The organism is Pseudomonas sp. PA27(2017) (assembly GCF_001945445.1).
Taxonomy (GTDB): Bacteria; Pseudomonadota; Gammaproteobacteria; order Pseudomonadales; family Pseudomonadaceae; genus Aquipseudomonas.
Map to the genome: position 1 here is coordinate 19,422 of NZ_MSXW01000028.1, position 14,576 is coordinate 33,997.

The 14,576-nt window shown below is 64.9% G+C and carries 14 protein-coding genes; 10 read left to right on the plus strand and 4 right to left on the minus strand.

Annotated features, from left to right (window positions below):
- Positions 1 to 8 precede the first annotated feature (8 nt).
- The 3 genes from BVH06_RS15875 to BVH06_RS15885 are packed head-to-tail and all read left to right on the plus strand — an operon-like array spanning position 9 to position 3,555.
- On the plus strand, positions 9 to 2,954 hold the full coding sequence (locus BVH06_RS15875) for a DUF748 domain-containing protein (protein WP_075934732.1): 2,946 nt from the start codon (positions 9 to 11) through the stop codon (positions 2,952 to 2,954).
- A gap of 5 nt (positions 2,955 to 2,959) precedes the next feature.
- Complete coding sequence (locus tag BVH06_RS15880) at positions 2,960 to 3,250, plus strand: DUF2845 domain-containing protein (protein ID WP_075934733.1); 291 nt, start codon at positions 2,960 to 2,962, stop codon at positions 3,248 to 3,250.
- A 2-nt stretch (positions 3,251 to 3,252) separates the two neighbouring features.
- Complete coding sequence (locus BVH06_RS15885) at positions 3,253 to 3,555, plus strand: DUF2845 domain-containing protein (protein ID WP_256575192.1); 303 nt, start codon at positions 3,253 to 3,255, stop codon at positions 3,553 to 3,555.
- A 300-nt stretch (positions 3,556 to 3,855) separates the two neighbouring features.
- Here the strand turns inward: BVH06_RS15885 and BVH06_RS15890 are convergent, their stop codons facing one another.
- Positions 3,856 to 4,143 (minus strand): PA4642 family protein, encoded by a 288-nt coding sequence (locus BVH06_RS15890; RefSeq protein WP_075934735.1) that lies wholly within the window; start codon positions 4,141 to 4,143, stop codon positions 3,856 to 3,858.
- Positions 4,144 to 4,325: 182 nt separating this feature from the next.
- Here BVH06_RS15890 and dauA point away from each other — a divergent pair, with 182 nt between their 5' ends.
- The gene (dauA, locus tag BVH06_RS15895) at positions 4,326 to 6,032 is read left to right on the plus strand and encodes a C4-dicarboxylic acid transporter DauA (RefSeq protein ID WP_075934736.1); all 1,707 of its coding nucleotides are present in this window, start codon (positions 4,326 to 4,328) and stop codon (positions 6,030 to 6,032) included.
- A 269-nt stretch (positions 6,033 to 6,301) separates the two neighbouring features.
- Here dauA and BVH06_RS15900 read toward each other — a convergent pair whose 3' ends face one another.
- On the minus strand, positions 6,302 to 6,859 hold the full coding sequence (locus BVH06_RS15900; RefSeq protein WP_075931803.1) for a hypoxanthine-guanine phosphoribosyltransferase: 558 nt from the start codon (positions 6,857 to 6,859) through the stop codon (positions 6,302 to 6,304).
- Positions 6,860 to 7,110: 251 nt separating this feature from the next.
- Here BVH06_RS15900 and upp point away from each other — a divergent pair, with 251 nt between their 5' ends.
- Positions 7,111 to 7,749, plus strand: a complete 639-nt coding sequence (gene upp, locus BVH06_RS15905; protein ID WP_075931804.1) for a uracil phosphoribosyltransferase — start codon at positions 7,111 to 7,113, stop codon at positions 7,747 to 7,749.
- Positions 7,750 to 7,752: 3 nt separating this feature from the next.
- Positions 7,753 to 9,030: a uracil-xanthine permease family protein gene (locus tag BVH06_RS15910; RefSeq protein ID WP_075931805.1), complete on the plus strand. Its 1,278-nt coding sequence runs from the start codon at positions 7,753 to 7,755 to the stop codon at positions 9,028 to 9,030.
- Between the two features lie 35 nt (positions 9,031 to 9,065).
- Here BVH06_RS15910 and hemH read toward each other — a convergent pair whose 3' ends face one another.
- Both hemH and BVH06_RS15920 read right to left on the minus strand, forming a co-directional pair.
- On the minus strand, positions 9,066 to 10,088 hold the full coding sequence (hemH, locus tag BVH06_RS15915; RefSeq protein ID WP_075934737.1) for a ferrochelatase: 1,023 nt from the start codon (positions 10,086 to 10,088) through the stop codon (positions 9,066 to 9,068).
- A gap of 54 nt (positions 10,089 to 10,142) precedes the next feature.
- Positions 10,143 to 11,042 (minus strand): TIGR01777 family oxidoreductase, encoded by a 900-nt coding sequence (locus BVH06_RS15920; RefSeq protein WP_075934738.1) that lies wholly within the window; start codon positions 11,040 to 11,042, stop codon positions 10,143 to 10,145.
- Between the two features lie 269 nt (positions 11,043 to 11,311).
- On the opposite strand from BVH06_RS15920, the gene BVH06_RS15925 reads away from it, so the two are divergent.
- The 4 genes from BVH06_RS15925 (at position 11,312) to BVH06_RS15940 (ending at position 14,569) form a co-directional block, all read left to right on the plus strand.
- On the plus strand, positions 11,312 to 12,304 hold the full coding sequence (locus BVH06_RS15925) for an NAD(P)/FAD-dependent oxidoreductase (RefSeq protein WP_075934739.1): 993 nt from the start codon (positions 11,312 to 11,314) through the stop codon (positions 12,302 to 12,304).
- A complete protein-coding gene (locus BVH06_RS15930; RefSeq protein ID WP_075931809.1) occupies positions 12,301 to 12,528 on the plus strand; it encodes a TIGR02450 family Trp-rich protein in 228 nt (75 codons plus the stop codon). Before BVH06_RS15925 ends, BVH06_RS15930 begins: the two co-directional genes overlap by 4 nt.
- A 131-nt stretch (positions 12,529 to 12,659) precedes the next feature.
- The gene (locus BVH06_RS15935) at positions 12,660 to 13,628 is read left to right on the plus strand and encodes a DUF523 and DUF1722 domain-containing protein (protein ID WP_075934740.1); all 969 of its coding nucleotides are present in this window, start codon (positions 12,660 to 12,662) and stop codon (positions 13,626 to 13,628) included.
- Positions 13,625 to 14,569 (plus strand): MerR family transcriptional regulator, encoded by a 945-nt coding sequence (locus tag BVH06_RS15940; RefSeq protein ID WP_075934741.1) that lies wholly within the window; start codon positions 13,625 to 13,627, stop codon positions 14,567 to 14,569. Before BVH06_RS15935 ends, BVH06_RS15940 begins: the two co-directional genes overlap by 4 nt.
- Positions 14,570 to 14,576: the final 7 nt, after the last annotated feature.

Sequence of the window (14,576 nt, forward strand, 5' to 3'; positions counted from 1 at the left end):
GCGAAACCATGCCCAAAGGATTGCGCCGCGCCGCCACTGCCCTGTTGATCGCCCTGGGGCTGTATAGCCTGATCGGCTTCCTGATCCTGCCCGGTGTTGCCCTGCGCATCGCCAATCAGCAACTGGAGAACTATGCCACCCAGCCGGCGCGGCTGGATCGCCTGCAGCTCAACCCCTTCACCCTGGAACTGAAATTGTGGGGCCTGCACCTGGGTGAGCCCGGCAAGGAACAGGTGGCCTTCGAACACCTGGCGGTCGACCTGCAGCTGGACAGCCTGTGGAGCGGCGCCCTGCACCTGGCGAACGTCAGCCTGGTCAAGCCGCACACCGAGGTGCGCTTCGACAAGGACGGCACCCTCAACCTGGCGCAGCTGTTCAAGCTGCCGCCCAGCGAGCCCAAGCCCGATGAGCCGAGCGAGCCGTTCCCGCTACGCATCGACCGTATCGAACTGCTGGGCGGCAACCTGCGCTTTCAGGACCTGCGCCCGCAGGATGCGATCGACATCCACTACGACGACCTGAACCTCGAGCTGCACAACCTCAGCACCCTGCCCGACGACAACGCCGACATGACCCTCGTGGCCACCGGCCCGGCTGGCGGGCGCATCGACTGGAGCGGCGAGCTGAGCCTCAGCCCGTTCAGCTCCAGCGGCACCCTGAAGATCACCGACGAGCCCATGCAGGCATTCTGGCCGTACGTACGCGACGCCGTGCCGCTGGTGCTCGAACAGGGCGTGGTCAACCTCAGCACCGACTATCGGCTGGACCTGCGCAAGGGCACCGAGCTGACCCTCAGCAACGCACGCATCAAAGCCGCACCGTTCGCCATGAAAACGCCGGACGGCAAGCCGCTGGTCAAGCTGCAATCGCTGGAGGTCAGCGAAGCCTCGCTGGATCTGGCCAAGCAGCAGGTGGTCATCGGCAAGGTTCGCGGGCAAACGCTGGAAGCCTGGGCGAACCGAGAAAAGGATGGCGAGCTGGACTGGCAGAAGCTGTTCGCCGGCGAGCCACGGCCAGCGCCAGCGCAGGCACCAACGGACGACGGCAAACGACCGAGTGCCGGCGAAAGCGACAGCCAAGCCCAGCCGGCCACCAAGCAGCCGGCCAAGCCCTGGCAGGTGCAGGTCAAGGACGTGCAACTGCGCGACTACCACGCTCACCTGGTGGACCGCGTGCCGGACGAGGAATTGGCCGTCGAACTTGGCCCGCTCGATCTGGACATGCAGAACTTCGACAGCCTGGGCACCTCGCCCTTCACGCTCAAACTGGATACCGGGGTCGGCAAACAGGGCAAGCTGCAGGCCGAGGGCCAGGTGCAACCGAGCCCGACTACCGCCAGCCTGAAGGTCGCCACCCGCAATATCGACATGCGCACGGCCCAGGCTTATATCAGCCCCTTCGTGCACCTGGAGCTGCGCAGCGGCCTGTTGAGCAGCGACCTCGACGTCGCCCTCACCGGCACCGAACCACTGGCGCTGCGCGTACAGGGCAAGGCGCAAGTGACCCAGCTGCATACTCTCGACACCCTCAAGGAACGCGACCTGCTGCGCTGGAAGCAGCTGGATCTGGGTGGCATCGACTACCGCCATGGCGAGCGCCTGGACATCGAGCGGGTGGACCTGGAACAGCCCTACGCGCGCTTCATCATCAACGAAGACCTGACCACCAACGTCAACGAGCTGATCATCAAGCAACCAGCCGGCAATGCCTCGCAGGCGAAGGCGTCTGCAGATGCCTCTGCGGACAAGCCACTGGCGATCCGCATTGGCGAGGTCAGCCTGAAAGATGGCTCGGCCAACTTCGCCGATTTCAGCCTCCGGCCCAACTTCGCCACCGCCGTGCAGCAGCTCAACGGCCGCATCGGCACCCTCGACAGCACCGCCAACAAGGCCGCACCGGTGAACATCACCGGCAAGGTGGATCGCTACGCGCCGGTCAGCATCAAGGGCAGCCTGACGCCGTTCGACCCGCTGCAAAGCCTGGACATCGCCACCCAGTTCCGCCAGGTCGAGCTGACCACCCTGACGCCCTACTCCGGCAAATTCGCCGGCTACCGCATCCGCAAGGGCCGCCTGAACCTGGATCTGCACTACCGCATCAACGACGGCAAGCTCAACGCCGATAACAAGGTGTTGGTCGAGCAATTGCAGTTGGGCGAGAAGGTCGACAGCCCAGACGCCGTCGACCTGCCGATCCGCCTGGCCGTGGCCCTGCTCAAGGACACCCAGGGGCGCATCTCCCTGGAACTGCCGCTGCAGGGCAACCTCAACGACCCGCAGTTCAGCGTCATGCCGATCGTCTGGCAGACCCTGCGCAACCTGGTGCTGCGCGCCGCCCAGGCGCCGTTCAAGTTCATCGGCGGGCTGGTCAGCGGCGGCAGCGACATGGACCTGAGTACCGTGCTGTTCGCCCCCGGTAGCGCCGAGCTGGACGGCCAGGCGCGCCAGGCCCTGGACACCCTGGCCAGCGCCCTGCGGGAGCGCCCGGCCCTGCGCCTGGAAATCGAAGGCGCCGCCGCCCAGAGCAGCGATGGCCCGCTGCTCGCCGAACGGCGGTTGGAGCGCGAGTATCAGAACTACCTGTACCGCATCATGCAGCGCCGCGGTGACCAGGTGCCAGCCAACGCCGAGGCGCTGGTGGTGCCGGATGACGAAAAAGCCCCGCTGCTCGAAGGCATCTATCGCGCGCGTCTCAAGCAGCAGCCACCGGCCGAATGGGCCACACTGGACGATGAGGAGCGCACCGCCAAACTGCACGCGGCGGTGCTCGCCTCCTGGAGCGACAGCCGCGGCCTGCAGCGCCTACTGGCGCAGCAGCGCGCGGCGGCGATCAAGGATTATCTGGTGGACCACGACAAACTGGCGGACGAGCGCATCTATCTGCTCGACGTCAACCTCGGCCAGGCCGAACCCGATGGCCGCGTGGCCACTCCCCTACACTTGGGCAGCGAGTGATAAGCATGAAACGACTGGGCCTGTTGCTGGCGCTTTGCGCCAGCCCGCTGCTAAGCCACGCCGACACGTTGCGCTGCGGCAGCAAGCTGGTGAACCTTGGTGATCGCACCTTCGAAGTGATGCAGAAATGCGGCGAGCCGGCGTTCCGCGACCCCGTCGGCTACACGGTCGGCCCTTACAACCGGCGCGAAACCAGTATCGAGGAATGGGCTTACGAGCCCAGCAACGGCATGTTCACCATCCTGACTTTCGAGGGCAATCGGCTAACACGCATCGAGCGCAAGCGCCGGCAATGACCATGATCAAGACACTGATTTCCTGCGCCCTGCTGGTGCTGCTGGCTGGCACCGCCAATGCCGCGACCTGGCGCTGCGGCAGCGCGATCGCCAGCACTGGCGATACCACCGCCGAAGTACAGGCCAAATGCGGCGAGCCGAACAACCGCGACTTCGTCGGCTACAAAGACCAGACCGACCGCTACGGCTTCACCCATGAGGTGCAGGTCGAGGAATGGAACTACGGCCCACGCAACGGCATGAACTACTTCTTGCGCTTCGAAGGCAATCGCCTGGAGCGGATCGACAGCAAGCGCGGCGATTAGCTTGCTGCTCTGATCAGCGAGGCGATGACGGGAGGTCGCCGCCGGAGAATTCCTGGAACCGGTTCAAAGTCCTCGAGCCCAGGTTCGTCGATTTTGGCAGCTAAGCGTGGCGGGAGCGGCCGTTATCCGATCCATTGTGTGCCGCGACCTCGCGGCGAATCGCTCAGGCACCGCCGAAATAGGCAGTCAGGCTGCAATCGTTTCGCCCCGAGGTCGGGGCTCCCACAGGTTGGTTTGAGTGTCTGCTCCTGCCTTATAGCAGCCTGTTTCATATCGCCTGAGAAGATCCTGAACAGGTTCTTAACCGCGAGCAGCGTTGACTGCCGCGATGTAGGCCTCGGCATTGCGCTGATCCTGGATCAGGGCGATGAAGTCATTGCCGTCGGCGTCCTTGGCCTCGAGGTCATAACCGGCCTCGATGAAGAAACCCAGGAAACGCTCGAAGTCGTGATCACGCAGGCCGCGGTAGGCTTTCACCAGTTTGTGCAGCGACGGCGGCGTGGCATCGGCCGGTTCCACGGCGAGAAACAGTTTGATCTGCTCATCGCTGATGTCGTCGCCAATCACCTGCTTCTTGTCTTTGCGCATCGCTCACTCCAGCTAACCACTTCACGGGGCCGGCAGTGTAACTCCGGCGCTGCACGCACTCAACGAAGGGCGCAGCCGGCGCCTGTAGCATCCACCCCGTGCAAGCGGTACGCGACCTAAGTCAACACCCAGGCTCCAATCGTCGCTCTATACTGGCGGCATTCCTTCCAGGAAGCGCCGCCATGCCCACCCTGTTCGCCGCCTGCCGCCAGAGCCTGCGTAGTGGCTATTCCTGGGCCAGCCTGCGCGGCGACCTGGCCGCCGGCCTCACGGTGGGCATCATCGCCATTCCCCTGGCCATGGCCCTGGCGATCGCCGTTGGCGTGGCGCCGCAACACGGCCTGTACACGGTGCTGGTCGCCGCCCCACTGATCGCCCTGTGCGGCGGTTCGCGCTTCAATATTTCCGGCCCCACGGCGGCTTTCGTGGTGATTCTGCTGCCGATCACCCAGCAGTTCGGTATCGGCGGGCTGTTGCTGTGTACGGTGATGGCCGGTTTGATCCTGATCGCCCTGGGCCTGCTCAAAGCCGGAAGGCTGATCGAGTTCGTGCCTTACCCGGTCACCCTGGGCTTCACGGCCGGCATCGGCATCGTCATCGCTACCCTGCAACTCAAGGATCTGCTCGGCCTGCAACTGGCTGGGCAGCCGAGTCACTACGTGCAACAGATTCAGATGCTCTGGCAAGCCCTTCCCGGCATCCAGCCCGGCGATACCGTGGTGGCGCTGGCCTGCCTCGGCGTGTTGCTGCTGTGGCCGCGGCTGGTGCCGCGGGTGCCCGGGCACCTGGTGGCGCTGACGGTGGGCGCGATACTGGGCCTGGCACTGGAGCGCGGTGGCTTGCCGGTGGCGACGCTGGGCGAGCGCTTCAGCTACAGCGTCGATGGCATCAGTTATCCGGGCATTCCGCCGTTTCTGCCGAGCTTCGCCTGGCCCTGGCAACTGCCAGGCGCCGATGGCCAGCCACTGGTGCTGTCGTTCGAACTGATCCGCCAGTTACTGGCGCCGGCCTTTGCCATCGCCATGCTCGGCGCCATCGAGTCACTGCTTTGCGCAGTAGTGGCCGATGGCATGACCGGCAGCAAGCACGACCCCAACGCCGAATTGCTCGGCCAGGGTATCGGCAACCTGATGGCGCCGCTGTTCGGCGGCATCACCGCCACCGCGGCCATCGCCCGCAGCGCCACCAACGTGAGGGCCGGCGCCCGCTCACCACTGGCCGCGATCATCCATGCCGGCGTGGTGCTGGCGGCGATCCTGTTTCTCGCCCCGCTGTTCAGCTACCTGCCGATGGCCGCGCTGGCCGCTCTGCTGCTGATGGTGGCGTGGAACATGAGCGAAGCCCATCACGTAGCCCATACCCTGCGCATCGCGCCGCCCAGCGACGTGCTGGTGCTGCTCACCTGCCTGCTGCTGACGGTGCTGTTCGACATGGTGCTGGCGGTGGGCGTCGGCCTGCTGCTGGCCGCCGGACTGTTCATCAAGCGCATGAGCGAACTGACCGATGCCAGGCGCCTGCCGCGCAACGGCCATCAGGCCCTGAGCGACCTGCCCGAGCACGTGCTGGCCCTGGCCATCCGCGGACCGCTGTTCTTTGGCGCGGCCCAGCGTACCCTGGAAGCGCTGCGCCGGCTCGACCCGCATATCCGCGTGGTGATTCTGGATGTCAGCGCAGTGCCGATGCTCGACATGACCGCCCTCGCCGCCCTGCACAGCACCGTGCTCGAGTACCGCAAGCAGGGCATCGCCCTGATCGTCAGCGGCGCGTCACCGTCATTGCGCCTGAAGCTGCGTCGGGCCGGCCTGCAACGCACCCACGGGCGCCTCAGCTACGCTCGTGATCTGCACCAGGCGCGAGCGATCTGCGAAAGCTGGCCAAGCGAAGCCTGAATCGCGTGGCAGTTGGCCGTGGGGCTTGGAAGCCATTCACGATCTTTCGGCTCGATTTCAGCGCTTTGCCTGCAAAGTGGCGGGAGCGGTCGTTATCCGATCCAATGTGGGAGCCGCGACCTCGCGGCGAATTGGTCAGGCACCGCCTGATAGGCAGTCAAACTGCAATCGTTTCGCCCCGAAGTCGGGGCTCCCACAGGTTGGTTTGAGCGGCCGCTATTACCTTGTAGCCGTCTCTTCATGTCGCCAAAAAGATCGTGAGCGGGTTCTCAGAGCCCCTTGACCGCGAAGATGCCCGGGGCGTTGCGCCAGTAGCCCTTGTAGTCCATGCCGTAACCGAAGATGTAGCGGTCGATGCACGGCAGGCCGACGTAATCGGCTTTCAGGTCCGGGCGCGCCTTGCGGTCGTGATCCTTGTCGATCAGCACCGCAGTGTGCACGTTGGCGGCACCGGCGTGGTGACAGAAATCGATGATCGCGCCCAGGGTGTGCCCTTCGTCGAGGATGTCATCGATGATCAGCACGTCGCGGTCGATGAACGACACTTCCGGCTTGGCCTTCCAGAACAGCTCGCCGCCGCTGGTCTGGTTGCGGTAGCGGCTGGCGTGCAGGTAGCTGGCTTCCAGGGGAAAGTCGAGCTGGGTCAACAGCTTGCCGGAGAAGATCAGCCCGCCGTTCATCACGCAGAACACCACTGGGTTGCGCTCGGCCAAATCGGCGTTGATGGCGGCGGCGACGCGGGTGATGGCCGCTTCCACGTCGGCTTCGCTGTACAGGCAATCGGCTTCGGCCATGACCTGGCGGATGTGGGCGAGATCGGCAGACATATCGTGTCCTCGTAGGCGGGCCGGCGTGGCGCCGCATGGGTGGCCCCGGCGCAGGAGCTGAACACCGGGTCAGAAAAAAGCCGGCAACGTTACGCATCCGCCCGACGAGGCGCAAGCACCGCCATCGACACGCGACAGGTGGCATAACCGTTGCTCGATGATTATAAAAAGTTCCACATCCGCAGCGCCAAATTGCAACGCAATGCTTTAATCTAGCGTGTTTTTTGCCCATTTTTGCCGGAGACCCTGCAATGCCCGTCCTCGAGATCCGCCACCCGCTGATTCGCCACAAGATCGGCCTCATGCGCCGCGCGGATATCAGTACCAAGAACTTCCGCGAGCTGGCCCAGGAAGTGGGCGCCCTGCTCACTTATGAGGCGACCAAGGATCTGCGCCTGGAAAGCTATGAAATCGAAGGCTGGGCCGGCCCCGTGCAAGTCGAGAAGATCTCCGGCAAGAAGATCACCGTGGTGCCGATCCTGCGCGCCGGCATCGGTATGCTCGACGGCGTGCTCAGCCTGATTCCGGGCGCCAAGGTCAGCGCCGTCGGCGTGGCCCGCAACGAGGAAACCCTGCAGGCGCACACCTATCTGGAAAAACTGGTACCGGAAATCAACGAGCGCCTGGCGATGATCATCGACCCGATGCTCGCCACCGGCAGCTCCATGGTCGCCACCATCGACCTGCTGAAGAAAGCAGGCTGCAAGGAAATCCGCGCCATGGTGCTGGTCGCCGCGCCCGAAGGCATCAAGGCGGTTAACGAGGCGCACCCCGACGTGCAGATCTACACCGCGTCCATCGACCAGTGCCTCAACGAGCACGGCTATATCATCCCGGGGCTGGGTGATGCCGGCGACAAGATCTTCGGCACCAAGCAGAAGGACGCCTGATCGATGCGCGACGAATTCAACGACCCGTTGTGGCGGCAGGTGCTGTCCGGCGCGCAGATGCTCTTCGTAGCCTTTGGCGCGCTGGTGCTGATGCCGCTGATCACCGGCCTGGATCCCAACGTGGCGCTGTTTACCGCGGGCCTGGGCACCATCCTGTTCCAGATCGTCACCGGCCGCCAGGTACCGGTGTTCCTGGCCTCGAGCTTCGCGTTCATCACCCCGATCATTCTCGCCAAGGGCCAGTTCGGCCTGGCGGAAACCATGGGCGGCGTGGTCGCGGCGGGCTTCGTCTACACCTTTCTCGGCCTGGCCGTGAAGATCAAGGGCACCGGTTTCATCGACCGCCTGCTGCCGCCGGTGGTGATCGGCCCGGTGATCATTTCCATCGGCCTGGCCATGGCGCCGATCGCCGCCAACATGGCCATGGGCAAGGCCGGTGACGGCAGCGTGCTGCTGCCCTACAGCACGGCGATGTGGATCTCCATGCCGACCCTGCTGACCACGCTGATCGTCGCCGTGTTCGGCCGTGGCATCTTCCGCCTGGTACCGATCATCTCCGGCATCCTGATGGGCTTCGCTCTGTCGATCTATTTCGGCGCCCTGGACCTGAGCCACGTGGCCGACGCGCCCTGGCTGGCGGTACCGGCGTTCACCGCGCCGGCGTTCAACTGGCAGGCGATCCTGTTCATCGTACCGGTGGCCCTGGCGCCGGCCATCGAACACATCGGCGGGGTGATCGCCGTAGGCAGCGTGACCGGCAAGAACTACCTGAAGAAGCCGGGCCTGCATCGCACCCTGTTCGGCGACGGCCTGGCCACCTCGGCAGCCGGCCTGTTCGGCGGCCCGCCCAATACCACCTACGCCGAAGTCACCGGCGCGGTGATGCTGACCAAGGCCTACAACCCGAAGATCATGACCTGGGCGGCGATCTTCGCCATTACCCTGGCGTTCATCGGCAAGTTCGGCGCGATCCTGCAGAGCATTCCGGTGCCGGTGATGGGCGGCATCCTGTGCCTGCTGTTCGGCTCCATCGCCGCGGTGGGCATGAACACCTTGATCCGCCACAGCGTCGACCTCAGCGAAGCGCGCAACCTGGTGATCGTCTCGGTCACCCTGGTTTTCGGCATCGGCGGCGTGCTGATCGGCACCGGCGACGGCCCGGATGACTTCGGCCTCAAGGGCATCGCCCTGTGCGCCATCGTCGCCATCGCCCTGAACCTGATCCTGCCCGGCAATGACGGCTGGAAGAAGAAAAGTGCCGACGAAGCGCCCGATATCTGAGAAAGAAAAATGCCCGGTTCTAACCGGGCATTTTTTTACAAGCTCTGCGGGGCTCGCTCGCAGAGCCGCTTGAGCGCCGCCGCCCAGCTCGGGTGATCGTTCAGGCAAGGCACCAGCTCGAGGCTCTCACCGCCCGCTTCCTGGAACTGCTCGCGACCACGGTCACCGATTTCCTCCAGGGTCTCGATGCAATCGGCCACGAATGCCGGGCACATGACCAGCAGCTTCTTCACGCCCTGGGCGGCCAGTTCATCGAGACGCGCCTCGGTATAGGGCTCGATCCACTTGTCCTTGCCAAGCCGCGACTGGAACGACACCGACCACTGCTCCGGGCGCAGGCCCATGCGCGTCGCGAAGGCTTCGGCGCTGCGCATGCACTGGGCGCGGTAGCAGGTGGCGAGCACCTCGGGCGACGCCGTGCGACAACAGTCGGGCCCGCGCAGGCAGTGGCCGGTCGGGTCGAGCTTGCGCAAGTGGCGCTCCGGCAATCCGTGGAAGCTCAACAGCAGGTGATCGAAATCCTTTTCCAGATACGGTCGGGCGCTGTCGGCCAGAGCCTCGATGTAATCCGGGTCCTGGAAGAACGGCGGCAGAATCGAGAAGCGGATCGGCATCTTGCGCTCGCGCACCACGCGCTTGGCCTCTTCGATCACCGTGGTGGTGGTGCTGTCGGCGAACTGCGGGTACAGCGGCGCCAGGGTGACCTGGGTGATGCCCTGCCCGGCCAGGCGGGTCAACACGGTATCCAGTGACGGCTCGCCGTAACGCATGGCCAGCTCCACCGGCCCATGGGTCCACTGGCTCTTCATCGCTTCCTGCAGGCGTTTGCTGAGCACGATCAGCGGCGAGCCCTCCGGCCACCAGATCGAGGCATAGGCGTGGGCCGACTGCGCCGGCCGACGGATCAGGATCAGCGAAACCAGCAGGCGCCGCAGTGGCCAGGGCAGGTCGACCACGTAGGGGTCCATCAGGAACTGATTGAGATAACTGCGTACATCGGCGACTTCGGTGGACGCCGGCGAGCCGAGGTTGACCAGAAGTAAGGCGTGATCGGTCATGCAATATCCCTTGAAGGTGCCACGATCAGGACCCACCCGGATCGCGAACAGGTGTTAATGAAGACTCAACAGGTCGACCAGCGCCACATCCAGGCGGGTGAAGCGGAACTCGAAGCCCGCCTCCTGCGCCCTGACCGGCAGCGCATGCTGACCACCGAGCAGCAACAGCGACATTTCCCCCAGGCCAGCGCGCAGGGCAAATGCCGGCAGCACCATGAGGGTCGGCCGGTGCACGGCGTGGCCCAGCTCCTTGACGAATTCGGCGTTGCGCACCGGATGCAGCGAGCAGGCATTATAAGGACCGCGCGCCTGCTCATGCTGCAAGAGAAAATCAATCAGGGCGATTTGGTCAGCGATGTGAATCCACGGCATCCACTGGCGTCCGCTGCCGATGCGCCCACCAAGGCCGAAACGAAATGGCGTGGCCATGCGCTTTAGCATGCCGCCTTCCTTGGCCAGCACCAGGCCGGTGCGCAGCAGCACCACGCGGATGCCCAGCGCCTCGGCCTGCTGGGCACTCTCCTCCCAGGCGATACACAGCTGGGCAGCAAAATCGGCGCCGGGCTTGGCCTGCTCGTCAATGATGTGCTCGCCAGCGTCGCCATACCAGCCGACTGCCGAACCGGACAACAGCACCGCCGGTTTCTGCTCGCGGCCCTGCAGCCAGGTCACCAGGCGTTCGGTAAGCCCGATACGGCTCTCCCACAGCAGTTGCTTGCGTGCCTTACTCCAGGGCCGGTCAGCGATGGGCGCGCCGGCCAGGTTGACCACCGCATCGAGGGGCTCGTCACCGATGTCCTCGAGGCGTGCCACGCCCCGCACGGCGGTGCCGCACAGCACCGGCACCTGCTCGGGTCGCCGGCTCCACACGGTCAGCTGATGGCCCTGTGCAGCCCACTGGTGGCAGAGCGCCTGGCCGATCAGGCCAGTGCCGCCGGTGATCAGAATATGCATGGCAGACTCCTCGTTATGCTGTGTCTAAAAGTTCGACACGTGTCGGGCAACCTTGCTCAAGAACAATCCGCGCCTCGCCCCGCAGCCGACACAAACGGGGGAAACTATTGCCGTGCGCGCCTATTCTGAAGAGTAGATGCCCTGGCTGCAGATACTGCCGGCGCCCATGCATGGACTGTACATTGTCTGGGCAGTGTTCGAGGCGTAGCCTGAGGCCCAGCGAGTCGACGACAGGCAGTCACGGCGACTCGACAGCAGGTGAGGTAAACATGACCAGCACAGCCCCCATCGCCATCATCGGCACCGGTATCGCCGGCCTGTCCGCCGCCGAGGCGCTCCACGCCGCCGGTTACCCCGTGCAACTGTTCGACAAGAGCCGCGGCAGCGGCGGCCGCATGGCCAGCAAACGCAGCGACGCTGGCGCGCTGGACCTCGGCGCCCAGTATTTCACCGCCCGGGATCGGCGCTTCGCCGCCACCGTGGCCCAGTGGCAAACCCGCGGCTGGGTCGAGCAATGGACGCCCAGCCTTTATCAATATGCCAATGGCGTACTCAGCCCGTCGGCCGACGAGCAGGTGCGCTGGGTCGGCAACCCGCGTATGAGCGCCATCACCCGCGCCATGCTCGGCGCCTTGCCGGTGAAGTTTTCCTGCCGCATCACCGAGGTGTTCCGCGGCGAGCAGCACTGGCATCTACTCGATGCCGACGGCGAAAGCCACGGCCCGTTCGCCCAGGTGATCATCGCCACGCCCGCACCGCAGGCCAGCGCACTCCTGGCCACGGCACCGAAGCTGGCAGGTACCGTAGCGGGCGTCAGCATGGAGCCGACCTGGGCGGTCGCCCTGGCGTTCAAAGAGGCATTGAACACGCCGCTCGAAGGCTGCTTCGTGCAGGACGAGGTACTCGACTGGACCGCGCGTAACCGCAGCAAGCCCGGCCGCGACGCTACTCTGGACACTTGGGTGCTGCACGCCAGCAGCAGTTGGAGCCGCCAGCACCTGGACCTGCCCAAGGAGCAGGTGATCGAGCAGCTGCATGGTGCCTTCGCGGAGATGATCGGCTGCGCCGTGCCCGCCCCCGTGTTCAGCCTGGCCCATCGCTGGCTGTATGCGCGCCCGTCCGGCGCCCATCAGCTGGGCGCCTTGGCCGACGCCGACCTGGGCCTCTACGTGTGCGGCGACTGGTGCCTGTCCGGCCGTGTAGAAGGCGCCTGGCTGAGCGGCCAGGAAGCGGCCCGCAAACTGATCGCCCATAACCAATGAACGGCGCGAGACACCGGCTGACGCCGCGCAAATTGCTGCTGTCGAAGTGGACCGCCGCCAGGCCGCAGAACCGCGAAAAGCACTTTCTGGTTACCGAGCTGTTCTGCGATGAAGAAGGCACCGTGCTGCAAGTAGAGTTGCAGGCGGTGCTCAGCAAGCGCTCCCAGCGCCTGGACTGGCGTCAGCTACAGAATGCCGAGCAATGGCTGATGGGATGGCGTTGAACCTGCCGGCGGCGAACGGCTCTATGACTATGACCCTGTACACGAAATTTGACTTGTACAAGATCAGGCTTAAGATGAAATAAACCTGTACATACACAAATTTTTGTACAAGTTCATTTTTAAGGTGTGCCATGCTCCTCAGCCCGCTCCACCGCAGAAAACCCACGCTCGGCGTCAGCGCCTGCCTGCTGGGGGCCGAAGTTCGCTACAACGGCGGGCACAAGGCATCCAGATTGTGCCTGGATCAACTGAGCGAGTACTTCGACTTCGTGCCCTACTGCCCCGAGGTCGCCATCGGCCTGGGCACGCCGCGCGAACCGATTCGCCTGGTGGGCGACCCTGCCGCGCCCCGCGCCATCGGTACCGTTCACCCCGATCAGGATCACACCGACGCCCTGGCAGCCTACGGCGAACAGGTCGCGGCCGAGCTGCCGGCCATCAGCGGCTACATCGTCATGCAGCAGTCGCCGTCGTGCGGGCTGGAGCGGGTCAAGGTCTATCAAGACAATGGCCATCCCAGCGAGCCCAAGGGCCGTGGCATCTTCACCCGGGTGCTCGCCGAACGGCACCCTAACCTGCCGATCGAGGAAGAAGGCCGGCTCAACGACCCGGTCCTACGCGAGAACTTCCTGACCCGCGTGTTCACCTATTCGCAGTGGCAGGTACTGTGCGAATCGGGGCTTACCCGCGGCAAGTTGATCGAATTCCACGCCCGCCACAAGTACCTGCTGATGGCCACCGACCCGCTGCGCTACAAGCGCCTGGGGCGGCTGCTGAGCGATCTCTCCGCGCAGGATCTCGACGAGCTGGCAACCCGCTATATCGCCGAACTGATGACCGCACTCAAGCGCTGCGCCACCCGTGGTACCCACAGCAACGTGCTGCAGCACCTCAGCGGCTACCTCAAGGGCGCCCTCAGCGCTGAAGAAAAGCAGGAAATGCAGCAGTTGATCAGCCAGTATCGAAAGGGCATCGTTCCGCTGGTGGTGCCGCTGACCCTGCTCAAGCACCATTTTCGCCTGCACCCTGATCGCTATATCGCCCAGCAGGTCTACCTGCAACCGCACCCGGAAAACCTCAGCCTGCGAAACGCGCTATGAGCCGCTCGACCTCCAGCGAGCCGGGCGCCAGCACCACGCAGGACCTGGTCGCCGCCGGCTACCGGCCGATTCGCGACGTGGCCAGCATCACCGGCGTCAATCCGGTGACCCTGCGGGCCTGGGAGCGCCGCTACGGGCTGATCGTGCCGCACCGCACCGCCAAGGGCCACCGCCTGTATTCCCCGGAACAGGTGCAGACCATCCAGACGGTACTCGGCTGGCTGAGCCGCGGGGTCTCCGTCGGCCAGGTGAAAAGCCTGCTGCGCGCTGACCAACCGCTGCCCGCCGAACAGGCTTCGCAGTGGCAGGAAAAGCGCGACCGCCTGTGTGATGCCATCCACACCTTGGACGAGCGACAGCTGGACGAACGCTTCAACGCCGAACTCGCGCTCTATCCGGTGCAGATCCTTTGCCAGCACCTTCTGCTGCCGCTCCTGGTGACCCTCGAAGCACGCTGGCCTCAATTGCCCGGCGCGGCTACCGAGCGCCTGTTCCTGCACAGCTGGCTGCGCAGCAAGCTTGGCGCGCGGGTCTACCACGACAACCGCCAGCATCAGGGCCAGCCGCTGATGCTGATCAACCTGTGCCAGTCGCCGATGTCGCCGCAGCTGTGGCTGTGCGCCTGGCTGATCGGCACCGCTGGCTGCCCGGTGGACGCCTTCGACGGGCCGATGCCCCTCGATGAGCTGCCCCTGGCCATCCGTCGCCGTCGCCCGCGCGCCTTGTTGCTGTTCTGCGAGGCCGACTCCAACACCAGCGCCCAATCCACGCTGCAGCAGTGGCTGGGCGACCATGGCGTGCCCTGTGTGCTGATCGGCATCGAGGATCAGCAGGAGGCCGAACAACTGGTCACCCGCGCGCCCGCTTCGGCGGATGTCACCGTGGCCGCCGACCCGCTGGCGGCACTGCAATACCTCGCAGATCGTCATCTGCTCGAATAGGACGTCC